Source organism: Paenisporosarcina sp. HGH0030 (assembly GCF_000411295.1).
Classification (GTDB): domain Bacteria; phylum Bacillota; class Bacilli; order Bacillales_A; family Planococcaceae; genus Paenisporosarcina.
In genome coordinates this window covers 118,012-141,532 of sequence record NZ_KE150423.1, presented here as the reverse complement: position 1 = coordinate 141,532, position 23,521 = coordinate 118,012, and the positions used below count along the sequence as shown (strand labels likewise).

At 39.8% G+C, this 23,521-nt stretch carries 30 protein-coding genes and 1 riboswitch; of the genes, 12 read left to right on the top strand and 18 right to left on the bottom strand.

What is annotated here, in order from left to right:
* Window positions 1-77: 77 nt before the first annotated feature.
* The 8 genes from HMPREF1210_RS15375 to HMPREF1210_RS15340 form a co-directional block, all read right to left on the bottom strand.
* Window positions 78-1,022, bottom strand: coding sequence for a dipeptidase (locus tag HMPREF1210_RS15375; protein ID WP_016429618.1), 945 nt, complete (start codon window positions 1,020-1,022; stop codon window positions 78-80).
* Window positions 1,023-1,034: 12 nt separating this feature from the next.
* Window positions 1,035-1,637, bottom strand: coding sequence for an NUDIX domain-containing protein (locus tag HMPREF1210_RS15370; protein WP_016429617.1), 603 nt, complete (start codon window positions 1,635-1,637; stop codon window positions 1,035-1,037).
* A gap of 6 nt (window positions 1,638-1,643) precedes the next feature.
* Window positions 1,644-2,123 carry a tetratricopeptide repeat protein gene (locus HMPREF1210_RS15365; RefSeq protein ID WP_016429616.1) on the bottom strand — a complete coding sequence of 160 codons (480 nt, stop codon included), beginning with the start codon at window positions 2,121-2,123 and terminating at the stop codon, window positions 1,644-1,646.
* A 9-nt stretch (window positions 2,124-2,132) separates the two neighbouring features.
* The gene (locus HMPREF1210_RS15360) at window positions 2,133-2,636 is read right to left on the bottom strand and encodes a GNAT family N-acetyltransferase (protein WP_016429615.1); all 504 of its coding nucleotides are present in this window, start codon (window positions 2,634-2,636) and stop codon (window positions 2,133-2,135) included.
* A 12-nt stretch (window positions 2,637-2,648) separates the two neighbouring features.
* Window positions 2,649-3,269, bottom strand: coding sequence for an FMN-binding negative transcriptional regulator (locus HMPREF1210_RS15355; protein ID WP_036660304.1), 621 nt, complete (start codon window positions 3,267-3,269; stop codon window positions 2,649-2,651).
* Between the two features lie 232 nt (window positions 3,270-3,501).
* A complete protein-coding gene (locus HMPREF1210_RS15350) occupies window positions 3,502-3,714 on the bottom strand; it encodes a YwbE family protein (protein ID WP_016429613.1) in 213 nt (70 codons plus the stop codon).
* A gap of 128 nt (window positions 3,715-3,842) precedes the next feature.
* On the bottom strand, window positions 3,843-4,118 hold the full coding sequence (locus tag HMPREF1210_RS15345) for an extracellular solute-binding protein (RefSeq protein WP_036660302.1): 276 nt from the start codon (window positions 4,116-4,118) through the stop codon (window positions 3,843-3,845).
* Window positions 4,119-4,245: 127 nt separating this feature from the next.
* Complete coding sequence (locus HMPREF1210_RS15340; protein WP_016429612.1) at window positions 4,246-5,199, bottom strand: ABC transporter substrate-binding protein; 954 nt, start codon at window positions 5,197-5,199, stop codon at window positions 4,246-4,248.
* A 116-nt stretch (window positions 5,200-5,315) separates the two neighbouring features.
* Here HMPREF1210_RS15340 and HMPREF1210_RS15335 point away from each other — a divergent pair, with 116 nt between their 5' ends.
* From HMPREF1210_RS15335 to HMPREF1210_RS15325, 3 genes are read left to right on the top strand one after another with little or no spacing between them, the layout of a single operon-like run.
* Window positions 5,316-6,314 (top strand): iron ABC transporter permease, encoded by a 999-nt coding sequence (locus HMPREF1210_RS15335; RefSeq protein WP_016429611.1) that lies wholly within the window; start codon window positions 5,316-5,318, stop codon window positions 6,312-6,314.
* 3 nt (window positions 6,315-6,317) lie between these two features.
* Entirely contained in the window at window positions 6,318-7,355 is a 1,038-nt protein-coding gene (locus HMPREF1210_RS15330) for an iron ABC transporter permease (protein WP_016429610.1), read from the top strand.
* A complete protein-coding gene (locus tag HMPREF1210_RS15325; RefSeq protein WP_016429609.1) occupies window positions 7,355-8,020 on the top strand; it encodes a (2Fe-2S)-binding protein in 666 nt (221 codons plus the stop codon). The genes HMPREF1210_RS15330 and HMPREF1210_RS15325 overlap by 1 nt, the downstream gene beginning before the upstream one ends.
* 159 nt (window positions 8,021-8,179) lie before the next feature.
* Here HMPREF1210_RS15325 and HMPREF1210_RS15320 read toward each other — a convergent pair whose 3' ends face one another.
* Window positions 8,180-8,953 (bottom strand): 3D domain-containing protein, encoded by a 774-nt coding sequence (locus HMPREF1210_RS15320; protein ID WP_016429608.1) that lies wholly within the window; start codon window positions 8,951-8,953, stop codon window positions 8,180-8,182.
* A 613-nt stretch (window positions 8,954-9,566) separates the two neighbouring features.
* Between HMPREF1210_RS15320 and HMPREF1210_RS15315 the strand changes: the two genes are divergently transcribed.
* Together HMPREF1210_RS15315 and HMPREF1210_RS15310 are read left to right on the top strand one after the other, a co-directional pair.
* Entirely contained in the window at window positions 9,567-10,004 is a 438-nt protein-coding gene (locus HMPREF1210_RS15315; RefSeq protein ID WP_016429607.1) for an OsmC family protein, read from the top strand.
* A gap of 24 nt (window positions 10,005-10,028) precedes the next feature.
* Window positions 10,029-10,820 (top strand): SDR family oxidoreductase, encoded by a 792-nt coding sequence (locus tag HMPREF1210_RS15310; protein ID WP_016429606.1) that lies wholly within the window; start codon window positions 10,029-10,031, stop codon window positions 10,818-10,820.
* A 90-nt stretch (window positions 10,821-10,910) separates the two neighbouring features.
* Here HMPREF1210_RS15310 and HMPREF1210_RS15305 read toward each other — a convergent pair whose 3' ends face one another.
* From HMPREF1210_RS15305 to HMPREF1210_RS15285, 4 genes are all read right to left on the bottom strand, one after another.
* Window positions 10,911-11,219, bottom strand: coding sequence for a putative quinol monooxygenase (locus HMPREF1210_RS15305; protein ID WP_016429605.1), 309 nt, complete (start codon window positions 11,217-11,219; stop codon window positions 10,911-10,913).
* 11 nt (window positions 11,220-11,230) lie between these two features.
* Complete coding sequence (locus HMPREF1210_RS15300; RefSeq protein ID WP_016429604.1) at window positions 11,231-12,298, bottom strand: nitrogen regulation protein NR(II); 1,068 nt, start codon at window positions 12,296-12,298, stop codon at window positions 11,231-11,233.
* A 448-nt stretch (window positions 12,299-12,746) separates the two neighbouring features.
* Complete coding sequence (locus tag HMPREF1210_RS15290) at window positions 12,747-13,085, bottom strand: GNAT family N-acetyltransferase (protein ID WP_016429602.1); 339 nt, start codon at window positions 13,083-13,085, stop codon at window positions 12,747-12,749.
* 182 nt (window positions 13,086-13,267) lie between these two features.
* The gene (locus tag HMPREF1210_RS15285; protein ID WP_016429601.1) at window positions 13,268-13,786 is read right to left on the bottom strand and encodes a TraR/DksA C4-type zinc finger protein; all 519 of its coding nucleotides are present in this window, start codon (window positions 13,784-13,786) and stop codon (window positions 13,268-13,270) included.
* A gap of 126 nt (window positions 13,787-13,912) precedes the next feature.
* Here HMPREF1210_RS15285 and HMPREF1210_RS15280 point away from each other — a divergent pair, with 126 nt between their 5' ends.
* Window positions 13,913-15,094, top strand: a complete 1,182-nt coding sequence (locus HMPREF1210_RS15280; protein ID WP_016429600.1) for a YbfB/YjiJ family MFS transporter — start codon at window positions 13,913-13,915, stop codon at window positions 15,092-15,094.
* Window positions 15,081-15,452 carry a VOC family protein gene (locus HMPREF1210_RS15275; RefSeq protein WP_016429599.1) on the top strand — a complete coding sequence of 124 codons (372 nt, stop codon included), beginning with the start codon at window positions 15,081-15,083 and terminating at the stop codon, window positions 15,450-15,452. Before HMPREF1210_RS15280 ends, HMPREF1210_RS15275 begins: the two co-directional genes overlap by 14 nt.
* Before the next feature lie 366 nt (window positions 15,453-15,818).
* Here HMPREF1210_RS15275 and HMPREF1210_RS15270 read toward each other — a convergent pair whose 3' ends face one another.
* Complete coding sequence (locus tag HMPREF1210_RS15270) at window positions 15,819-16,316, bottom strand: GNAT family N-acetyltransferase (protein ID WP_016429598.1); 498 nt, start codon at window positions 16,314-16,316, stop codon at window positions 15,819-15,821.
* Between the two features lie 91 nt (window positions 16,317-16,407).
* Here HMPREF1210_RS15270 and HMPREF1210_RS15265 point away from each other — a divergent pair, with 91 nt between their 5' ends.
* The 3 genes from HMPREF1210_RS15265 (at window position 16,408) to HMPREF1210_RS15255 (ending at window position 18,469) form a co-directional block, all read left to right on the top strand.
* Window positions 16,408-16,854, top strand: coding sequence for a MarR family winged helix-turn-helix transcriptional regulator (locus HMPREF1210_RS15265; protein WP_016429597.1), 447 nt, complete (start codon window positions 16,408-16,410; stop codon window positions 16,852-16,854).
* Between the two features lie 70 nt (window positions 16,855-16,924).
* The gene (locus HMPREF1210_RS15260; protein WP_016429596.1) at window positions 16,925-18,253 is read left to right on the top strand and encodes an NAD(P)-binding domain-containing protein; all 1,329 of its coding nucleotides are present in this window, start codon (window positions 16,925-16,927) and stop codon (window positions 18,251-18,253) included.
* A gap of 18 nt (window positions 18,254-18,271) precedes the next feature.
* The gene (locus HMPREF1210_RS15255) at window positions 18,272-18,469 is read left to right on the top strand and encodes a hypothetical protein (RefSeq protein WP_016429595.1); all 198 of its coding nucleotides are present in this window, start codon (window positions 18,272-18,274) and stop codon (window positions 18,467-18,469) included.
* Between the two features lie 35 nt (window positions 18,470-18,504).
* Here the strand turns inward: HMPREF1210_RS15255 and HMPREF1210_RS15250 are convergent, their stop codons facing one another.
* Together HMPREF1210_RS15250 and HMPREF1210_RS15245 are read right to left on the bottom strand one after the other, a co-directional pair.
* A complete protein-coding gene (locus HMPREF1210_RS15250; protein ID WP_016429594.1) occupies window positions 18,505-18,750 on the bottom strand; it encodes a hypothetical protein in 246 nt (81 codons plus the stop codon).
* 25 nt (window positions 18,751-18,775) lie between these two features.
* Window positions 18,776-19,180 (bottom strand): GNAT family N-acetyltransferase, encoded by a 405-nt coding sequence (locus HMPREF1210_RS15245; RefSeq protein ID WP_016429593.1) that lies wholly within the window; start codon window positions 19,178-19,180, stop codon window positions 18,776-18,778.
* Between the two features lie 83 nt (window positions 19,181-19,263).
* Between HMPREF1210_RS15245 and HMPREF1210_RS15240 the strand changes: the two genes are divergently transcribed.
* A complete protein-coding gene (locus tag HMPREF1210_RS15240) occupies window positions 19,264-19,788 on the top strand; it encodes a hypothetical protein (protein ID WP_016429592.1) in 525 nt (174 codons plus the stop codon).
* Between the two features lie 10 nt (window positions 19,789-19,798).
* Here HMPREF1210_RS15240 and HMPREF1210_RS15235 read toward each other — a convergent pair whose 3' ends face one another.
* Entirely contained in the window at window positions 19,799-20,281 is a 483-nt protein-coding gene (locus tag HMPREF1210_RS15235; RefSeq protein ID WP_016429591.1) for a DinB family protein, read from the bottom strand.
* Window positions 20,282-20,424: 143 nt separating this feature from the next.
* Here HMPREF1210_RS15235 and asnB point away from each other — a divergent pair, with 143 nt between their 5' ends.
* Window positions 20,425-22,272, top strand: a complete 1,848-nt coding sequence (asnB, locus tag HMPREF1210_RS15230) for an asparagine synthase (glutamine-hydrolyzing) (RefSeq protein WP_016429590.1) — start codon at window positions 20,425-20,427, stop codon at window positions 22,270-22,272.
* Window positions 22,273-22,329: 57 nt separating this feature from the next.
* On the opposite strand, the gene HMPREF1210_RS15225 is transcribed toward asnB, so the two are convergent.
* Window positions 22,330-23,094: a MerR family transcriptional regulator gene (locus HMPREF1210_RS15225; RefSeq protein ID WP_016429589.1), complete on the bottom strand. Its 765-nt coding sequence runs from the start codon at window positions 23,092-23,094 to the stop codon at window positions 22,330-22,332.
* Window positions 23,095-23,275: 181 nt separating this feature from the next.
* Window positions 23,276-23,457: riboswitch (Lysine riboswitch) on the top strand.
* The last annotated feature ends 64 nt before the right edge of the window (window positions 23,458-23,521 follow it).

Genomic DNA, 23,521 nt, shown 5'->3' with positions numbered 1-23,521 from the left:
ATGTATTCTCCTCTTTAATACGGGTGAAATGGTTAAAAGTTTCACCGCATGTGTTTTTACATACAAAAAAGTGACTGCTAACTGGTAGCAATCACTTTTTGAATATAGTTTTTGAAATTGTTTGAGGTAATCCCCCGAACCTCTTCTTCCGTAAAATGTCTACTTAAAATATTAACCACATTTTGTGTATCACTCGCATCACACAAACCTTCGACAAACACACTAATGCCATCAAAATCTGAGCCAAGTCCCAAATGCTGAACACCTACTAACTTCGAGAAATGAGTAAGGTGTTGCATCAAGTGTTCAAGAGTAACTGGATTCCCCTCATTGTGGATAAACGGTGGATAATACACGACGTGGATGTGTCCTCCCTTTTCGACCAATGCTTCGGCTTGTTCATCGGTTAAATTCCGCGGGTGGTCACAAAGGCTTCTTGCATTCGAATGACTGGCAATTGAGTGTTTCGCTTGTGCAACCACATCCCAAAATGACTGTTCGTTCAAATGGGATACATCGATTAAAACATTATGTTCATTCAACATTTCCACCACTTCGTACCCAAATGGCGTCAAGCCTAAATGGGATGGTTCATCCGCTCCATTCGCCAATGCATTCGCATGATTCCATGTAAGCCCTACAAGCTTCACCCCTGCATCCAGCAAAGCGCTCAACTTGCCAAGGTCTTCGCCAAATGCATCTGCACCTTCAAGTGTCAGCACAGCACCGATTTCATTCTCTCCGAGATGTTCAATCTGGGTCCAATCTGTAATGTGGACAATTTCTGGATTCGGTGCAAGCACGTGTGTATGGAACAATTCAATCTGACGAAGGGCAGCCATAAACTTTTCATTCTGAGGCACTTCAGGAGAAATGAATATGGCAAAAAACTGCACTTGGACTTCTCCAGCAATCAATCTGTTTTTATTCGCTTGCAGACAGTCTGCAATTTCATATGGAGGTAATTCATCCATTATCGACAATTTATAGAGAACATCACAATGTAAATCGATTACTTTCATATTATGCCTCCTTTATCGGATTCCCTTCAAGACTTGCTTCATATAGTCACCGCCATGAGGTACGAAGTCTTCAAGTGACACCTTGATTTCTAATCGATCTTTATCAATTGATAGTATGCACCCCAAAGATATTTGATCAACTTCACGCTCGTATAACCTTACCACTTCAGAAATAGGTGCTGAATAAATGGCACTGACTTCTTCTTCCTGTAAATGGAAGTAAGGACTACCGCCTACCATTATATAGACATACGTGTGTGCAAATTCATTATCAATAAAATCCCTTAGCACAATACTGTCTTTCAAAATGCCGATGGGTCGAAGGTCTTCCATACTAAGATTAACACCGAGCTCTTCTTTCACCTCTCGGATTCCTTCGTTTACCGTTTCAGTAGCAAGGAGATGCCCAGCAGCTGTTATGTCAAAAAGGCCTGGGAAATCTTTTTTGGCATTACTTCTTTGTTGAAAATAGAGGTGCGGCACTCCATTAATCTGTTGGACAAACCAGCAATGAAATGTCTCATGCCATAGCCCCTCTTGATGAATAAAAGCTCTCGTGTTTTCCCCGACCTTTTGATGCTTTTCATTAAAGACTGTCAGAAGTTCATGTTCCAAGTCATATCACCAAGTTTTATTTAATTTGTCTTTATAGAAACGAATGGCATTTACATATCGTTCGATGTCTTTATCTCGAGTTGTGGTTGATACCACGCATAGCAATGTTTCCATAGCAAGTTCATATTCTTTTAAATTATGTAACGTCATAGCAAAAAACACCGGCATTGCTTTATTTTCCGGAAATTCAGCCATTCCTTTTTCAAATACGTTCCGTGATTTAGCGTATTCTCCAATCACGCGATAAGTACTGCCAAGTCCAACAAAAGCTCCTTCTCTCTCGTGTCCTGTCAATCCATTATCAAGTGCTTGTTCATAATATGGAACCGCTTCTCTTTCCATGCCTTGGACGTCGCAAGCCCATGCACATTGGTAGAGAATAGCTGGATTATTTGAGTCATTCAATAATAAACTCTTTAATATAACCAATGCTTCCAGAGCATGCCCATTTTCTCTTAATTGAATAGCCCGTTCTAAATTAGTCACTTTAATCACCTACCACTTGAGGCTCATATACAATTCATCCACATATCTATTATCTGATTTCATTGCATGATGCTCTTGACCGAAAGTTTTAAACCCGACTTTTTCATACAACCGAATGGCAGCTCCATTAGAGGATACAACCGTTAAATTCATTTTTTCTACCCCCTGCCAAGTCTTTGCATGATCAATCGTCGCTTCCAATAACACCTTTCCGATTTGCTTACCACGTACTCGAGGGGTCACATAGACAGCCAACAAGTTCACTCGGTGGCGTAGTTTGGAAGCTCCTTCACCTGATACGGTCATCACACCAACCAATTCATTATCGATAAATGCTCCTAGTGTCGAACTTCCTACTGCCTCTAGATTGTTTGCTACTCGCTCCACTGGATTTTTACGGGCGATTGCATCTTCGTAAGTCGTTGCAAAAGCATCAGGATCTTGCTGCAATGCTTCCAATCTTAACTCCCAATATTTAAACGCATCTTCACCTGTCAATTTACGAATTTCCATTTGGTTTCCCCTTTATTTATCCACACTCATTTTTTTCTCCATCCATTTTGCAATGGCTTTTTCATCAGACTTATTTGTTTCCCGAAGCGCTTCAACTACGCGCTCCACACGAGCTGTTGGATGATTTTGACTTAGTTTTGCTTTCCCTTTGATATTATCGATAGAAATCGTAAAACCCATTACTCCTTTCGATAAAGAAGAAATATAGGAGGGGTCCACACCCATTAAATTGTATGTGCTAGTAGGCTCCTCGTACTTTTCTGTTAAAGCAACCATAGATTGCCATAATCGCGAATCGCCTTCTTTTAGGAGTTTCACTTTTCCTGTAATCTCAACCGTTACATAATTCCATGTCGGGACTGTATTTTGCGTCTCATACCATGATGGTGAAATATAACAATGTGGGCCCTGGAACAAAACCAATACTTGTTGATTCTCAATATCTGCCCATTGTTTATTTCCTACTGCAAAGTGCCCAATGAGCTCCGTTTTATCCTCACTCAATAACAGCGGCAGTTGTGAAGCCGTCAATGAACCTTCATGAATTGAGGTAAGTGTCGCAAATCCATAGGTCTCTATTACTTCATTGATTTCTTGTCGATCAATCATTTCAAAATATGATGGAATGTAAATAATTTTTCCCTACCTTCTTTTAGCAGTGCCCACTATTTTCACACCTGAATAGTGAGTGGTTAAAATTGCATCTTTTTCTTTGTCTACTCGATACCCTTTAGCATTAACACGTGAGCTTACAATTTTATGCAATTCTTCATCGATATAGTCTAAAGCAACCCCAGCATCGTGAGTTTTCCGCTCACTGCCCTTACAATCTCCTTGTTTTGAAAACTGGATGCTACATAAAATTTCATACTAATTTATCTGAAGATAAAATATCGCATACTCTACCAACTTGACCATCTTCTAAACGGACTTTAATGCCATGAGGATGATGGGCAGAATTGGTTAGCAAATTCTTCACAATCCCTTTTGTTTTCACTCCTGTACGTTGATCTTCTTTTAAAATAACGTTCACTTCTAACCCAGGTTTTACATCTGCACGATTTTGACCATTTGCCATGAGTCATCACCCTTTCTTTTGATTTATTTTATCATAAAAAAAGACATGCACTCCGACAATTCAGAATTGTCAAAGTGCATGTTCTTTTAGATAAACCACAGTTTAGTCTACAAACGGCGGACCGATTATCATTTGATGGGTACGTATCCCGTTTTTTCTACCAACTCTTGTCCTTCATCCGAAAGAATCCAATCAATGAAGTCTTGGGTATTTGGATTGTTTGTTCCAGCAGTAATTGCGTAGAATTCCGCTGTTATTGGATTTGTCCCTGAGCGAATGGATTCTTTATCAGGATGGACCCCATCCACCTCCAGCAATCGTATATTCTTATTTTTCACCATTTCTGTAAAGAAAAAACGGAACGTATAACCGATAACATTTTTGTGATTTTTATATTCAGTCACTTTATTGATAACATCGCCGATGCAATATCTTGGGTGGGAGCTTCCATTTTAAACTTATAGCTGTAAAAAAGCACAAAAAACTGCCCTTGAACAATTCGATCTTGTTCATAGGGCAGTGTTATCCTTCTTATTCGAAATGTTTCTCCAAATCATCCAACATCAACTGGGCAGCTATGTAACCACCAGCTGTATTCCAAATTGTATCGTCCACTTTGAATACTTTATTTGCTTTCGCAACTTCAAGGTTTTGGAACAATGGATCATTAATCCATTCTTCTTCTAATTTTGTTGCTTCTTTGTCACCAGTTTCATACGTAAAATAGAACAAGATATCTCCATCCATTGCAGGGATTCGCTCTTTTGTTACGCCCTTTTCAGCGAAATCAGCAACATCTTGCTCAGCAGGACGTGCAAATCCAAGCTGTTCCAAAATGACACCCGAGAAAGTATCTTTATGGTAAATACGCACATCGCCAGCCATAAAACGAACCATTGATACTTCTTGTTGTGTTTTATCGCCTAAAGACGCTTTCATGTCTTCAATCCGGTTATTATAAGCGTCCAATTTTTCTTGGCCTACTTCTTCTTTATTGATTGCTTTTGAGTACAGTTCGAAATTTTCCTGCCAGTCGCCACGCAACGTTTCCGAATAAACAGTTGGCGCAATTTTGCTTAACTGCTCGTATACTTTTTCATGGCGCATTTTATTACCGATAATCAAATCCGGTTTAAGTGCTGCAATCGCTTCAAGAGAAGGTTCAGACTCTTTACCTACTGGCTTCGTGTCTTTTAATTGTTCAGCTGTGTGTTCATACCAAGTATCTCCAGTGTACGCTTCGACAGCTCCTACAGGTGTGACACCCATTGCAAGTAAAGCTTCCACACCTTCGTTAGTTAAAACAACAATACGTTTCGGTTCGCCTTTAATTGTTGTTTCACCCATTGCATGAGTCACAGTGTAGCTTTCTTCTTTTACTTTATCTTTGTCTTCACCACTAGTTGGTGTTTTTTCATCTGTTTTGCCACATGCAGCTAAAGTGACTAGCATGAAAGCCATTAATAAAAGACCTAATTTTTTCATGTTTCTTTCTCCTTTTATCATTCAATTGAGAATGAAAATCATTTACAACTAGTACTTTATATGCTACGATTTTATTTGTCAACCAGTGTTTTAAATAAAAATTTCAGGGGTCTTTTATGATACATACAAATAGTAAACGCGGATGGGGAATTGCAATTGGCGTGTTTGCCATTCTTTTTCTCATGAGCGCCAGTCTGGTTTACGGCTACACCGATACGACCTGGCGGGATGCATACCTTTCTTTTTTCAATCCAAATGGTTCAAATGAACATCTTATTATCAAAGATGTACGATTTCCCCGTTCTTTAATCGCCGCATTCGTCGGTGCATGTCTTGGTGTTTCTGGTGCCATCATGCAATCAATCACACGAAACCCACTATCCTCACCGAGTATTCTTGGTGTGAATGCAGGTGCAAGTTTCTTTGTAGTTGTGGGCGTTGTGTTTTTCTCCGTGCAAAGTCTGCAGTCCTATATGTGGCTAAGTTTTGCCGGAGCAAGTTTTGCTTTTATTCTCGTGTTCGTTTTGAGTAGCGCAGGTCGTGAGGGACTGACACCGCTTAAATTGACATTAGCGGGCTCCGCCATTACCGCTTTATTTGCTTCCTTTACACAAGGACTATTGGTATTAAATGAGACTGCACTTGATCAAGTATTATTTTGGCTTGCCGGTTCGGTGGCAAATCGACCAATCGAATTACTAATCACTGCATTGCCCTATATGGCTATCGCTTTGGCAGCAACTTTCTTGCGTGCTAAAGAACTTAATGTGTTGAGTATTGGAGACGATGTGGCAGTCGGGCTTGGTCAACGGACAATTTGGATTAAATTTTTCTTTGGTGCTTGTGCTGTGGTTTTAGCAGGGTGCTCCGTTGCTGTCGCTGGCCCTATTGGCTTTGTCGGCATTATTATTCCCCATTTAATCCGCTCTCTAGTCGGACTTGACCATCGCTGGATTCTTCCTTATTCAGCCATAGGGGGAGCCATCCTTCTATTGTTGGCGGATATAGGAAGTCGCTATGTACTCATGCCTCAGGAACTACCAGTTGGTGTCATGACGGCTCTAATTGGTGTGCCGTTCTTTATTTTTGTGGCTCGCAGAAAGCTGGGGATTTAACAAATGAAAATTTTCAAACGAATAGATTTTACACGCCATCCTGTGATCGCCACTATCCTTGTGTTTGCTGCAGTTATTACGGTAATGCTGCTTTCTGCGGGGTCTGGGGAATTCCCACTATCTCCGAGCAAAGTACTTGCTGCTTTATTTGGTTACGGGGAAGAGTTCGACCGTATCATATTGATAGATTTTAGATTACCTCGTATTATGATGGCCCTTTTTGTAGGTATGGCACTGGCAGTATCTGGAGCAATCCTGCAGGGCATCACGAAAAACCCACTGGCATCTCCTGATTTAATAGGAGTAACAGCCGGAGCTTCATTCGCTGTAGTTTTATTTCTAACTCTATTTTCAGATGAAAATAATGCCCTCACCGTCAGCATTCAGTGGTTACCATTGTTCGCCTTTTTAGGTGCTACGCTGACTGCATTGATTGTCTTTGCACTATCATGGAAAAACGGCATCGCGCCGTTCCGACTTCTTTTGATCGGGATTGCCGTTGCTGCTTTTATGCAAGCTGGGACAACCATCTGGATTTTGATGGGTCCTATTTATCGAGCAAACCAGGCGACAATCTGGACGACAGGTAGTATTTATGGAGCCAACTGGTCTCAAGTTTCAGTAATAATGCCCTGGGCTCTATTGTTGATTATTATTTCTCTTTTGCTTCGTCGACAAATGAATATTTTGGAACTTGGCGATGATATTGCAACGGGGGTAGGTTCAAAGGTTCAACGAAATCGAGTTGTTTTGTTACTGATAAGTACCGGATTGACCGGTGTGGCAGTTGCGTTTGCTGGAGGAATCGGATTTGTTGGATTGCTTGCTCCCCATATTGCCAGAAGAATCGTGGGACCTAAATTTCAATCGATGGTGTTATTTTCAGCAGGTGTTGGCGCATTGCTTGTCCTCATTGCAGACTGGATTGCACGTGTTGCATTTGCCCCAATTGAAGTGCCCGCAGGTGTTTGGACTGCAGCTGTAGGTGCACCGTATTTCATTTTCTTATTAATGACCCAACGGAAAAAAGGTAGCTCATAATGAAGAGCCTCATAACGAAAGACCTGGCATCCAGTTTCCGATGGCATATGGACGAAGACGCATTGTACACACTGACCTTTGATCAATTATTTGATCCACAAGTCCGTGAGCACCTTTTTTCACGTTTAATGAGTGAGTATGGAAGTCCTTCAAGAGGGCATGCCGCTTCGATGACAGCAAAACGAATCGGTTATATGGCAGCTCTCATGATTTATGCCCGAATTAAATATGGGGTTGTTGTTAAGGCAAACGAATGCCGATTTATTACCATCGAGGATAATTCCAAAAATTCTAGTTGGCTGCCAGTTTATTCGTTTCCAATCAATACTACTGAACCACTTCATACAACCGTTCAGTGGATTTCAAAAAATCTATATGCTTCTTTATTAGTTCCGATGGTTGAAATGCTTGCAAAAGAAAAAGGCATTTCCCGTGTCGTATTGTTCGAAAATATCTTTACCTATGTAAAATGGATTTTGGAAACCGTACTCAAAGATCACGATACCTTTCAGCGGTTAATCGATTTGCCAGCCGAGGAATACGGGATTGTCAAACAACATCCCATCTCTTTTTACGCATGTCATCAAGGGACAACACGCAAAACATGTTGTCTGTATTACCAAACGGAAATTGCCAGCAAACCGTGTAAAAGCTGTCCACTGTAAATACCAAAAAAGCTTGGGCATTTTTCTGTCCAGGCTTTTTCGTTCTAAGTTACTTTTCATACGTCAATGTTGTGTTTTCAGAAGAAATGTCCGATATCCTATCGTCCCATGTCATTGCATAAAAAAAGATGAGTACAAGACTCATCTTTTCTAACACTATTAATCTAAGATTTTAATTTTGACTGTTTTACGACCCCAATTTACTGCATCTTGCTCTTTAGCCATGAACAAATCAATAGTTTGACCTTTAATTGCACCACCAGTATCGCCGGCGATTGCTTCACCATAACCTTCAACCCATACACGTGATCCCAACGGAATGACAGATGGATCTACCGCGATAACTTTTTGGTTCGGATTTGCACGCAAGTCAATACCCGTTGCTGTAGTACCAGAACATCCCGAGCAATAAGCGGTGTATGCTGTTGCTGTTACTGTCATCTCTTTAACTGAAGCTGAAGTTTGTACGGCAGCTGGTGCCGGAGCAGATGCTTTAGCAGTTGATTGAGATTGAGCTGGAGCTTTTGCTTTATTAGAAGCAGGTTTAGCCGTTGTATGCGCAGAAGCAACTTTTGTTCCTTCCAATACTAACTGGTCACCTGGGAAGATTAAATCACCAGAAATATTATTCCAAGTTTTTAATTCCTTAACTGTTAAGTTGTGCTTTTTAGCGATTTTGAAAAGTGAATCACCTTTTACAACAACATGTTTGTTTACTTTGTCTGCTACTATAAGTTCTTCTGATGGATATATAAGAGTAGACTCTAAGTCGTTCCAATCTTGTAAATCTTGTACGCTAACATTGTTGTCCTGGGAAATAGACCACAATGTATCTCCTGATTGTACCGTATGGACGCTAGATGCAGATGCTTGCCCTGCCGCCCCTACTGATAGTGCTGCAATTGCAGTTAGTGCAACGATTTGCTTTTTCATAAATGAATTTCCTCCTTTTCACTAACGAAAACAAGCATACCACCCCCGCATTGCAGATCAATTGCAAAGCCGTGTGTAGAAGTTTTCAATTGCGTGACAGGATTCGACACCTTGTTATATTTGTAATATATACATTTATGTCCATATTTTATGGATAACATCCAACATCATCTATTTTTTATTAAAAATACGTTTTCACATAAAGACTCTGTAAAAATTGCGATTTCCTTCTATATAAAGAAAAACATCTTTCCATGTGGAAAGATGTTCAGACTGTAGCCAAACAATAATATGAGTTAATATACCTGTATACTATTGAAAAAGATCGGATGCAAGAAAATGTTGATTTCCATTGCGGCGGACGCGCTTTTCGGGCACGGCTTCAGTCTCCTCGACAATAGAAAAACCGGTGCGCCTGCGGTTACTCGACGCAGTATACATTGCTCCTGTTTCTGTTTCTACATCGCTTCGCTAGCTTCGAAACACGAAAGTGCGTTGCATCGCTTCGCTAGCTTCGTCGCAAACGAAAACTTACATTTGCACTATTCGTTTCCTGCTATTTTCGTTAAATTCCTTTACACTGAAAAAAACAACATCAAGGAGGAAGTTTATCATGGCACTTCATTCATTTCATTTAACCGCAAATTGGCCCGGTCTCCGTAATGACGTAGGCACCATTGATACCGCAAACTTACATACCGAAGTTTCGATTCCACCAGAAATGGAAGGACCAGGTATTGGAACAAATCCCGATGAAATGTTATTGGCTGCAGCCGCTACCTGCTACATTATTACACTCGCAGCTATGCTCGAACGAAGCAATATTGAAAAAGAAAGTTTGACGATGACGTCTGAAGGCATCGTTGATATTACCAATGGAATCATCACATATAAAAAAATCATTCATCGTCCCCATCTTATTTTATGTTCCGAAAAGGATTTGGATTTAGCTCGGAAACTGTCACAGAAAGCCGAAAGCTCATGTATGATCAGTCGAGCATTAAAAGGAAATGTGGAAATCGAATTAGAAGTAATCCTGGAAGTTAATTAAACTCTATTAGAGAAGAGGGATCAGATGGATTTACAGTTACAAGATAAAATTGTTCTCGTGACCGCATCGAGTAAAGGTTTGGGAAAAGCAACGGCTTTGGAATTTGCAAAAGAAGGCGCAACCGTCCTATTATCGAGCCGTAATGTAGAGACGTTGGATAGCACTGTTAAAGAAATCCAGCAGCTGACAAATAATCCGAAAGTCTATTACAAGAAATGTGACATGTCTTCTGTAGAAGACCTACATGCTCTTTTCTCATGGGTATCAAAAGAATTCAATGGTGTGGATATTTTAGTTAACAATACAGGTGGACCAACAGCTGGAGGATTCAAAGATGTAACAGACTCGGATTGGATGGCGGCATTTGAGAAAAACTTACTGAGTTATATCCGTACGACTCGTGCTGTTTTGCCTCACATGCAATCAAATGATTTTGGACGCATCATCAATATTTCTTCTTCTTCAACAAAAGAAGTGATTGATGGATTGATTCTCTCCAATACGTTCCGTTCCGGAATGGTCGGAATGACGAAAAGTCTGGCCCGTGAATATGCAAAATATAATATTTTAGTGAATACGATTGGTCCTGGACGCATCGCTACTGACCGTGTGGCAGAACTTGACCATCTGGCAGCTAGTCGCCAGAATGTCTCTATAGAAGACATTGTCAAATACAGTGAGAGTCTTATTCCTATGGGGCGTTATGGACAGCCAGAGGAATTTGCCAAAATCGTATTATTCTTAGCTTCCCCCTTAAATACATATTTGACCGGTCAATCTCTGGTGATTGACGGCGGTATGTTAAAAGCGTTATAACTTTTCGCACCAGTCTTTCATGGATTGGTGCTTTTTTCAATTAATAAAAAAAATCCATTCTCTGATTAGAACGGAAGGATGACAAGAATTTTATGATAGACCCTTTCCGCCTAGTGGGGAAAACGTATTCATCGTATTCATTCCCTTAATAAGAGGGCGGCCTTTTTGTATCAACATTTTTACTGCATCAAGTGATAGAGAAGCTTTATGTGCTTCTGCGTTTTGCCAAACTTCAGTAACCCAAATCCCATCTGGTACTTCTTCTTTTACACTAACGATATAAAGCTCACATTCTTCCAGTGTGTTCATCGCCTCTGCAGCTTCCAACAATATACCGACCAATTCATCACGTTTACCTTCAATGGTCGTGATTTCTCCAAACATACCAAATCTGTTCATCATATTCTCCTTTACATACCAACCGGATATTGAGGCAATTTCAGGTGGAATGTGGTTCCTTGATCAATCACACTGTTCACAGTCATTTGTCCACCGTGATCATTAATTGTGGTAAATACTTGTGTTAACCCTAAGCCAGTGCCATCACTTTTACTTGAATAGAAAGGAGTTCCAAGCAAGTTTAGTTTATCTTTCGGAATGCCCACTCCATTATCACTGATTTTCACATGGACTAGGTCATCTTGAAAGTAATGCTCTATTCGGAGCTTTCCTTTTGACGGCATCGATTCGATTGCATTTTTTATCAAATTAAAAAACGCTTTCAAATATAGATTTTTCTTGCCATAAATATGTTTCCTACAATCCCTTATATCCATTTCAAGTTCTATATTGTATAGCTTGTCTTGAAATAAGAAGACGATTGAATTCAACTCTTTACATACGTCGATCTCGACTAGCTGTTCTTCGTAAAGGTTCGGCCTGGATACTTGAAGTAAATTTTGCAATGTGTCGATGGCCTTCTCTAGTTCGCTTTCCATCGTGAATAAATAAGGGTGTGAATTATGTTCTTTCAATAATTGCAGGAAACCTTTTACTGATGTAAGAGGATTTTTTACTTCATGTGCGATTCCAGCAGCAATTTGCCCAATTGAAGCCAATTTTTGTCGGTCATTTAACATTTTTTCAGTTTCTTTTCGAACTGTGATATCCCGCAATACGGTTTGAATGGCTCTTCTGTCACCGAATTGTACCGGATGACAGTATAGCTCGACATCGACCAGCGTCCCATCAAAACGCGTAATGGTTTGTTCGATCATGCGAGTCGGTTCATTTCCAATCATGGTTTTTTGAATTTTTTCCCGAATCATGTCCTTCATGTCGAGCTGAAAAATGTTTAAGAAATCCTTGCCAATGAACTCTTCTTTTGTACCTCTTAGAAAATTCGAGCCGGATTGGTTAATATAAAGAACTTCTTGATTAACATGAATAATGATGGTTTCTACAGAGTATTCAATTATCTGACTGTACATTATTTCGCTATTTACTTTCGATTCCATAGACTCTAACACTTGATTCATGATTCCGCTCCATTCTACATTGGACTGGGCAAATATGTGAAGGATATCTAAAAAAACCGTTACAAATTGATAGTTACTCCAATGAAATATCTAATTAATATGAATTTTCTCTTAATTATATATATTGTAACTGATAATTTCATGAATGAAAACATATATTTACCATTTTTAATGCAAATATCAATGATTTTTAAGAGTTTCATCTAAAATAATTAGTATTATGTTCTTCATTGCAAAAAAAATAATATTTTCTTCTCGCTTTTTCTATCTTTTTACCTAGCATAAAAAATTCTATTATTACTTAATAGAAATCCAAAATCTTCTCTTCATCACGCCTTCTTCCGTGATGAATAAATCGTCCTCTATTCCTCCGTTATTCATAATCACTTTAGCAGAACCTATATTGTCTTCATCACAGGTGATTAGAACTTGATCAATCTGTAGCTCTTTACATTTTGTTAAAACTTCTTTTAACAAGTAGGTTGCGTTCACTTGGAAGAATACCATATCCGATATGTCCTCCGATGTTCCGCAAAAATTCGTTCAGTTCATGCCGAATATCAACCATGCCGATTATTTGATCTTTACCATCTATTAAAAAATAATGGGAACTTGGAACCCATGGATGTTTTCCCTTCGCACGTAAGTCCAATGCGAATAAAAACTCTTCATATGTATCAAATACCGATAAATCCATACTACTCGGAACCATTCGATCGGAACCCCACTTCACCATGAAATTTTCATGTTGTTGTTTCCACTCAAGTGATGGTTTGACTAATCTCATTCATGTTCCTCCAAATCAATTAAACGTTTAATCAAAAAAATAGTTACAGATACTTTTCAGGATAATTTAAATATTCTCATTTCTCTCATTATATGTGAAAAGCACCACTTTTGAATAGAGTCCAATCTGTTTGCGATTGAAAAAATAAAAACGAGGATTCTCTAGGAATCCTCGCGTGCATTTTATTTTTTGTAAAAGTTTTTTTGATCGCTTTTCACTGCATCCTGCGGTGAATCTGAAGTACCGAAATTCTTAACATCATCAAAGCTATCTTCGTAATCTCGGACGCCACCTGTATCTTTTATTGGGTGTTCCGTCGAAGAACCAAGAATGTCTTCTTCAGATGGTCGACCGTCCGTGCCAAAATCATGATTTGCGTGTTCAATGCACGTACGTGCAGTCGGCAATGCTTCCAGTCGTTCAAACGGAATATCTTCCCCACATACGGTGCAAATACCATATGTTCCATTTTCGATAGCCTGCAAAGCTGATTCAATTTGTTCGACTTCCTCTTCTTTATGGTGTTCAATTGCCATTTCTGTATTTTGATCAGTTAAATCCGTCGCGTTATCAGCCGGATGATTATCATAATTGGATAACTCCGTTGTTTCTAAATGATGGTCTTCATGAAGACGGTTTTTCACATATTCCAGGTCTTGAGTAAGTTGGTCTTTTAGTTGTTTCAATTGTTGATCATTCATAAATAGTTCCTCCAAGTTCTTTTCGCTTTCCCTATCTATTTCCTTTATTGTGGAAATCAAACCTTCTTTTGAAATTTTGAATGAAAGGCGTATGATTATAGAAGAAAACTGGAGGGGGAATTCGCCTTGTCTAAAAATCCTTATTTACTTGTTACCGGAGGCGTTTTTGCTCTGTTTATTGCCATGAGTATCGGCCGCTTTGCCTACACGCCAATTCTACCTTTTATGCAACATGAAAGTGGCTTCTCTACCCGATTTGCCGGATATTTGGCATCAAGTAATTATGCTGGTTATTTGGTAGGTGCCGTGATTGCAAGCGTCGTTCCTTTAAAGCGCAACCGGGCCATTTTTTTGCGTATCTCTATTGTCATCAGTATTTTATTAACGTTAGTCATGGGACTTACATATAATCATACCGCATGGATGGTCTGGCGATTCCTGTCCGGCATTACAAGTGCATTCGTCTTCGTCCTTGCTTCCAGTTTGATATTGGATCAGTTGGCCAAACAAAGTAAACTCGGTCTGGTCGGTGTCATGTATGGAGGAGTTGGTCTAGGAATTTTCGTATCAGGCATGCTTGTTCCACTATTAATAAACAAGTTTCAGTACGAAGGTGCCTGGATAGGACTTGCGTGTTTGGCAGCAGTATTAAGTATCGTAGTCTTCTCAACTGTTAAAGAAGACCACGCTGAACCGACTATTAGTTCAGCCGCGAACATCTCAACACCATCCAAAACACCAAAATGGCTACCATGGTTACTCGTAGCGTATGGGTTGGAAGGATTAGGTTATATCGTGACAGGCACATTTATTGTAGCCATCGCTGAAATGACTCCCGCTTTCAGTGGAAACGCTACGAGTGTCTGGGTTTTAGTCGGTTTGGCTGCAATTCCTTCGTGTATTATATGGGCTTATTTTGGCAGTAAATTTGGCTACATGTTGTCACTGATGATTTTATTGATTATCCAGTCGATTGGTATCGCTTTGCCAGCCCTGTCTGAATCTTCTACAAGCTTTTATGTGAGTGCTGTTTTATTTGGAGCTACTTTTATGGGGGTTACCACTCTTGCCACAGCATTTGCTCGTAACAAAAATCCCCATGGCAGTGCTAGAGGTATCGCAATCATGACCACTATTTATGCACTAGGACAAATGTTCGGTCCCTCTATAGCAGGAGTTTTAACTGCCGAGACCGAAAGTTATGCATTAGCAATTTCTTGTGCAGCATCTGTAGTGTTTGTCGGTGCACTCTTCTTATTGCCTTTAATCAAGCATGAAAGGTTGGAAACTAAAAATGATATTAATTAAACAAATCGACCATATTCAATTGGCTGCTCCAATAGGAAGTGAAGAGACAGCACGCTCTTTTTATCGGGACGTTCTTTCTTTAGAAGAAGTTGAAAAGCCTGATAGCCTGAAACAGAATGGCGGAGTTTGGTTTTCAAATGGGAGTGTTCATATTCATATAGGCGTAGAACAATCTTTTGTTCCTGCAAAAAAAGCGCATCCTGCCTTCGAAGTAAGTGAACTTGAAGCATTGGCTGATCATATTCGTAGTAAAGGCATATCGGTACTGACGGATGATAGATTACCAAGAGCCAACCGCTTTTATGTTAATGACCCTTTCGGAAACCGCTTAGAATTTTTGGAGTGGTTGGAAAAATGAAATCATGATTTAAAATGAAAACGTGACACCTAAGTTCAGGCGTCACGTTTTTGTCCGATCATTTTTTTATATAGGCTCTGTTAACTTTTAATGTTGATTTAGGGAATTTGCTCCCTTTCCGCGGACGAACAGGCAAGCCTCCTCGGGCCAACAGGATGTTGCTCAAGATGGCGTTTCCACAAATTGCATTTTGCGACGAGTAACCGCAGGAGCAATCTTTTTTATGCGACGAGTAACCGCAGGAGCAGGGAGGTGGCGTTCTAGCTTTCGTTCCTTTGTCCTCGCTGCGAGGTCTTGCCCGCACGTAATTCCGCCGGAGTGTCTAATCAACAGTAGTGTTTAACAAAGCCTTTAAATAAAAAGGTATTAGTCAATACCTACAAGTGTGCTGCGTCTTTCCAATACCGTATTATCACGCCAGACCCCGTCCATCTTACCCATTCGCTCATGAAATCCGACTTCCCGAAAACCGCAGGACAAATGAAGTTTGAGGCTCGCTACATTTTCAGGGAAAATGACTGCTTTTAATGTCCAAAAACCCTTTTGTTCAGATGTTTTGATTAGTTCCTGTAGTAAACGCTTGCCTACACCTCTACCTTTCGCATCTGGATGTACGTATATACTAACTTCACCCACCCCTGCATATACAGGACGTGCCGAAGTATACAGCACCTTCGCCCAAGCCAACACGTGATTATTTTCTACTGCAACCATGTGACACTCAGGATGAGAGGTTTCCATCCATTTTTCATACGTGGGTGCCTGTGTTTCAAAAGTGGCATTTTTTGATTTGATGCCCTCTTCGTAAATCTCTTTTACTTCTTGCCAGTCAGTTGCCAGCATGGGACGAATTTTTACGGACATTTTTATACCTTCTTTATCAATTTAATTTTATCTTAGTTTTTAGTTGCATTTTGCAAACAATTAACATATAACTATATTAAAGAGGTGAATCATGGAAAACAAACGTGAGTTATTTCAAGTATTGACCCGCCGCTTCGGCCTTTTGAATAAAAATTGTTGCGCCATTGGTGGCATTGATATTTCAGCTGTGCATAGTCATATTTTATACGAAATTGATAAACAACATGAACCAACCATGCAACAAATTGCAGAGCTTTTGGCAATTGATGTAACGACATTTAGTAGACAGATTCAAACATTAACCAAAATGGGACTAGTCACAAAATCCCCTTCCCTTGATGATAAAAGGTATTATATTTTATCCTTAACTACTCAAGGTAAATTCATGGCTACTGCCATCGAAACTTCCTTGAATAACTACTTGGATGAAATTTTTTCACATATGAATGAATTTGAACAAGAAACAGTCTTGAGATCTATTAAATTATTGAACAATGCTATGGCAAAATCAAGTGTGTGCTGTACGCCTATTATATGAGCAAGAGAAATCTTGCTTATTTACTCACTATATACTTGCATTATGCAAACAAAGAAAAGAGGGACTAACGATGAACAATGAAAAAATGAGTTTTAACATTTTGACGAATTGCTGTAGTTCTCCTGAATCTATACTTGAGGAATCGAATTTGCCAACGGTAATCGTCGGAGCAGGGCCAGTCGGCTTGGCTGCAGCTGCGCATCTGGCAGCTAAAAACGAACAGTTTTTGATAATCGAAGCCGGACCCACAGTAGGACATAATATTTTAAAATGGGGTCACGTCCGATTATTTTCCCCTTGGCAATATAATATCGACAAAGTGGCTTTGAAGCTATTGGAAGAAAGCCACTGGAAGGCACCTGTCATGAAGAGATTACCTTTTGGTAAAGATCTTGTGGAAGACTATTTAATCCCTTTAGCCAATCTGCCTCAAATTAACCCATTCATCAAATTAAATGCAAAAGTAGTGGCAATCAGTAAACAGGGAATGGACAAAATGAAAGATGCCAACAGAGATGGACAGTCTTTCATCCTGTATATCGAAGAAGAAGGCACAACTGAAAGAATTGAAGCAAAAGCAGTCATAGATGCTACTGGTACTTGGGCACAACCAAATCCTGTGAATGCAGATAATGTGTGGACAAAAGGGGAAGAATTGCTTTCACCTCATATCACATACGGCATTCCAAATATAAAAGAATCCGAACGTATTAAATTTGAACAAAAACGTGTGGCTGTTGTAGGTGGTGGTCATTCTGCAATCAATACAATCTTGGAATTAGCTGAATTGGAAGGAACGGAAATCGTGTGGATTTTGCGTAAGAATCGTGTCGAGGAAGTTTATGGTGGAGAATCCCGGGATGCACTTCCAGCAAGAGGTCAATTAGGTTCACGTATTCATCAACTGGTGGACAGCGGCAAAATTAGCGTTCATACCCCTTTCCTGGTAAACGAAATCTCTAAAGAGAATGGCAAGTTAACCATTCATGGTACTATGAAAAACGAGAGATACTCAATTGATAATATCGATGAAATCATTGCAAACACTGGTTCTCGTCCCAATTTCAGTTTCCTGCGTGAAATTAGACTCGACATTGATTCTGCTATCGAGAGTGTATCTGCCTTGGCACCACTTATTGACCCGAATATTCACAGCTGCGGGACCGTTCGTCCTCACGGAGAAGCTGAACTTCGGCAACCAGAAAAGAACTTTTATCTTGTGGGCATGAAGAGTTACGGACGTGCGCCAACATTTTTAATGGCCACTGGCTACGAACAAGTCCGTTCCATTGTTGCCCACTTAACAGGTGATCAGGATGCGGCAAAACGTGTGGAACTGGATTTACCTGAAACAGGTGTTTGCAGTACAAATATCGGTGGGAAGAGTTCATGTTGTTAACAATATGGAGGGTTTAAAATGGTTGTAAACAATGGCGGGAATTTATCAATAGCTTATTTTATCGCTTATCTGAATTTAATTATCCAAGCGAAGCAATGCTCCGTTATCTGTGCACAACAATACATGCTCGAAAAATTCTTTAAAGGAAATCCGAACCACTTTGGTCCAGTAACCTATCAGTCATTTATACAGGCAACTGGTGTAATTAATAAGTGATGAATTTTGGCATAGTTACCTTGAAATTTAGGTAACTATGCCTTCTTTTTACTGTTTTTTTCATTGCCATGTTTAAAGTTTCCTGTGATTTTCGCAAGAGCCAACTGGATTTCTTTATCTGTTTCAGCCGCTTGAATTTTTGAAATCAACCTCTCTGCTTCCTTGCCTTTTACAATTTTGATTTCTTTCCCCTTAAAGTCAATAAAGACCGAATTATTTTTACTCACTCGATAACTAAAAACCTCTTCATCCAGACGATTTCGTTTATCTATATTGCTCATCTTTTAAAACATCCTTTGTAGTTAGTTAATTCCATTCAGGTAATGTTTTACGGAATCCATGAAAAGGTCTGAAGCCATGTTGTTCATAATAAGTATGTGAAGTGGAGCTTGCCAACATTTCCATTCTGGTTGTTGGGTATTGGTTATGTACAAACTTGAGCAACTGTTGCCCAACTCCCTGACCGCGTACCTGTTCACTGACGAGGATTTCACAAATATAAAGTGTGATTGCTTGATCGGTCATTCCCCTCACATAGGCAACTATTACTTCATTGATTGTTGCAACATATGCAATATTGGAATGATCCCACGCTTTTTTTGTGTCTTCTTCTTTTTCTACAAGATTATTCCATCCTTCTAGCTGGTTCAATTGCTTGATGAATGGATAATCACTCGGTTTGTATGGGCGGGTTTGTATGGAAGGTTTCATGTTATTACCTCGATTTTGTATATGTTTATTTTTTACATTGTTGTATGATTTATCTATACATTTTAATAAGGGTGGTGCAACAGATGTTTGAGAATGAAAAGCTGACTCTCGGTGTATTTCTTCTAGCAATTTCTGAAGGAATTTATTATACATTCAAGGCAAGGGATTATGTTTATATGGAAGACTACATGATTCACATTTCACTTTTAACCATGGTCATTTTTCAAACGTTTTTTTTGCACGTTTTTCTGATAGAGCCTACTCAACAAAAACGCAAGAATCGGGTACTTTTATTTCTATACGGGATTTTGATTGGTTTACCGATTTACTACTTCATCATACATCCTCAATATACATTTCATGATGCTCAATTGTTAATTGAACAAAAAGAAAAAGTAGAGCTTCCGAACAAAGACAATGTTGAGAAATTCAATGCAGATGATTTTGGCTGGAAAGATGCAAAAAAAGTTCCTACACACGGCAACAAAGAACTTTATTTTATCGCGGCTATTAAAGATGAAAATATCTTATACTACACTTTCAATCCAAGAACAGGTGAATATTCCTCTTCAAACCTTGAACAGCCCCATGAAACTAACCCGGAGTAAAATGAGCTCCTCAAGGTTTTAAAGTTGTGAGTCCTTTTCTAATCAAATTTGCAGATACCGGTTTTCCCCCTAACTCACGAGACCAAACGGATAACTGGCCTATATGGTGGATTTCGTGTGCAATGGTGTGACGCATCACTTCTCCCCATGTGAGAATTTCAATGCTTCCATCCTGTCTGGTTTCTTGTAATTCGTTCATTTCCATATGGTTATCCCATACATGGACAAACTCTCTTACGTCTTTTTGAAAGAGTGCATCCAATTCCTTCACCCGCTCCAGACTTTGATACTCGTCAAAACTCTCCTGGAAATCAGGCTTGCCTTGCAAGACACGAATCCAGCTCCACTCCACATCGATAATATGGAACAATGTGTGCAAAATCCCCCCCACTCCACCTGTCCGGACTTTTAATAATTCCTCCTGAGGTACGTCTTCACACCATTTGTACCATTCTTCTCTTACAATCCAGTTGTACTGAAAAAATGTCTTCATCTGTATTCTCCTTTCTCTTTCACTTAAATAAGTAATTCGCCAATCAGTCGATAATTTCCTATCGTATGAGCATTAATGATTTTTTTGCATAGGCTAGAAAGATGCAAATAGAAGAGTTTTAGAGTTAGAAGGGATGAGAATCAATGTGTGGAATTACAGGATGGGTTCACTTTGAACGCGACTTGCGAACACAAGCATCTGTAGTTGAAAACATGACAAAAACATTGGCCAAACGCGGACCCGATGATGAAAATGTATGGTTAGAATCACATGCAGTATTTGGGCACCGACGATTGACAGTTGTTGATCCTATAGGTGGCAGGCAGCCAATGACGAAAGTACAGCATGATACCCGCTATACACTTTGCTATAACGGAGAATTATATAACACGGAAGATCTTCGGAAGGAACTACTGCGAAAAGGCTATACCTTCTCTGGACACTCCGATACAGAAGTACTACTAACTTCCTACATTGAATGGAAAGAACAGTGTGTGGAATATCTCAATGGCATTTTTGCCTTTGCCATTTGGGATGAAAAGGAACAAAAAGTGTTTATTGCTCGCGATCGTTTAGGCGTAAAACCGCTGTTTTATACGGAACATGCAGGGGGGTTGCTTTTCGCTTCAGAAATTAAAGCTCTTCTTGCCCATCCAGATATGAAATCGCAACTGTCTCGCGAAGGATTAGCAGAAGTGCTGGCTGTGGGGCCATCCCGAAAACCCGGTTCCGGGGTATTCCATGGAGTGAAGGAATTGCGACCTGCTCACGCATTAACCGTTTCACGCCAAGGTCTTCGAATTTGGCGCTACTGGAACGTCAAAAGTGAACATCACACAGATTCAGTGGATGAAACGGCAGAAAAAGTTCGTTTCCTCGTAACGGATGCCGTCGAACGACAACTTGTATCAGACGTTCCACTCTGTTCCTTTTTATCAGGAGGGGTTGATTCCAGTGCCATTACGGCCATTGCAGCCAATCGTTACAAACAAGAAGGAAAAGGACCTCTTCATACTTATTCCATTGACTACGAAGACAATGCCAAGTTCTTTAAAGCAAATGAATTTCAACCCAATGCCGATGGACCTTGGATTGATAAAGTCGTCAATACATTCGGAACCGTGCATCACTCTTCCATCATTACGCAAGATCAACTAATAGATTATCTGACTGAAGCTGTGCATGTCCGTGATTTACCTGGTATGGCGGATGTTGACTCTTCCTTGTTGTGGTTTTGCAGAGAAATAAAAGAGGATTTCACAGTTGGCTTGTCCGGGGAGTGCGCGGATGAAATTTTTGGTGGTTATCCATGGTTTCACAATGCAAATGATTTAAATGGCACTGGTTTTCCGTGGATGCGCTCCACAACCGAGCGAGTCTCCTTATTAAAAGATGATTGGCGCAAAAAACTCAAACTCGAAGATTACGCACGTCAGGCCTATGAACAGAGTGTTGCCGAAACTCCTCGTCTCGATGGCGAATCAAGTCTTGAAGCAAAACGGCGAGAAATGTTTTATCTGAACATGGTTTGGTTCATGACAACACTTCTTGATCGTAAAGACCGAATGAGTATGGGAGCTAGCTTGGAAGTGCGGGTACCATTTGCCGATCACCGGCTTGTCGAATATGCCTGGAATATTCCTTGGGAAATAAAAATGGCGGGAAATCGGGAAAAAGGTATCTTGCGAAAAGCATTAGAGGGCATGTTACCAGACGAAGTCCTTTACCGCAAAAAAAGCCCTTATCCTAAAACCCATAATCCGTATTACACCGACCGTGTCCAAGGCTGGCTGAAAGACATTCTGATTGACAAAAATTCGATTCTGCATGAACTATTTGACCGTGACCGGTTGAATGAATTGGTTGAGTCGAAAGGAACTGCATTCAAAGTTCCATGGTTTGGTCAATTGATGTCTGGGCCACAGCTTCTTGCCCATCTCGCTCAAATGCACGTTTGGTATAAAGATAACAATATTCAATTGATTGATTGATTATTTCAACGAAAGAAAGAGCAGATTGAAGTCGAATTGACTCAATCTGCTCTTTTGTTATGACTTCATACCGGTATAAATTTGAATGGTATCTCTGAAGAATGCAGCCGTTCCTGGCTGTTCTTTATCATAGTAGGCAGTAAAGCGTTCATCATCCACATACATCTGCCCAAGTCCTGCATGTGCTTCCTTGCTATACTTTGGCCAATAGTACATAAGCCATTGTTTATGCAGTTCAGCGGCTTTTTGGGCTTTCTCACTTGCGGGATCTCCCGTCTTGAAAGCTTCCGCTAAAGTCATGGCAATTTCATTGGCAAGCTTTGTTACTTCATCATGTTGTGCCTGCGTCATGTTTTTTAATTTGCTATTTGATTGATTGACCGTGTCATCTCCATATTTCGCACGAATTTCTTTGCCGTATTGTTGTTCATTATCATCTACCATTTTTTGTTTGAAGCCTTCAAATTTCTCATCGTTCGTCATGGTACTTCTCCCTTCTGTTGAAGAAATCGATTTTTCCACGTTGGCAATCAGTAGATCTAGCTGCTTTCGTTTGTCGAGGAGTTGTGAACGATGATCATTCAAGGCTTTCACACCATCAAATGAAGGATTGTTCACGATTTGTTTGATGTGTTCGAGACTCAAACCAAGTTCTCTATAAAACAAGATTTGCTGTAACTTATTGACTTCCGCTTGACCATATATCCGATATCCTGATGAATTGATTCTCGCCGGCTTGAGAAGATTCATCTCGTCGTAGTATCGCAATGTGCGTGAACTGATTCCCGACATTTTCCCTAATTTTTGAACTGTGTATTCCATCTCGTCACCTCCTCTTGATTTCATCGTACACCTTGACGTTGCGTCAATGTCAATTGGAAAATCTAAAAAACTTGCAATAAGCTGAACTTTCGTACACTACTATAGTAAATCATTTCAATTGACTAATCATTTAAACGTATCTATATTAGTACAGTGAATAAATATAGCCCTCATCAGCTTAAGATGAGGTAGAGATCGCGATAAATAATAGTTACTTGAAAGAAAGTCAGAGAACTGAACTTGCTGATTTCAAGCGAAAGGATTTTTCGCAGAAGCACTGATCGCTCTGATTACTGTTGCTGGGACTGGCACTGAATATGTGCAGAACTGTCAAAGTGATTGACCATGAAAACTATCTTTTTGTCTGATTCGGTTTTTGCACACCGTTTCTGAATGCGTTTTATGTATTTTTATTTTACAAATCAAA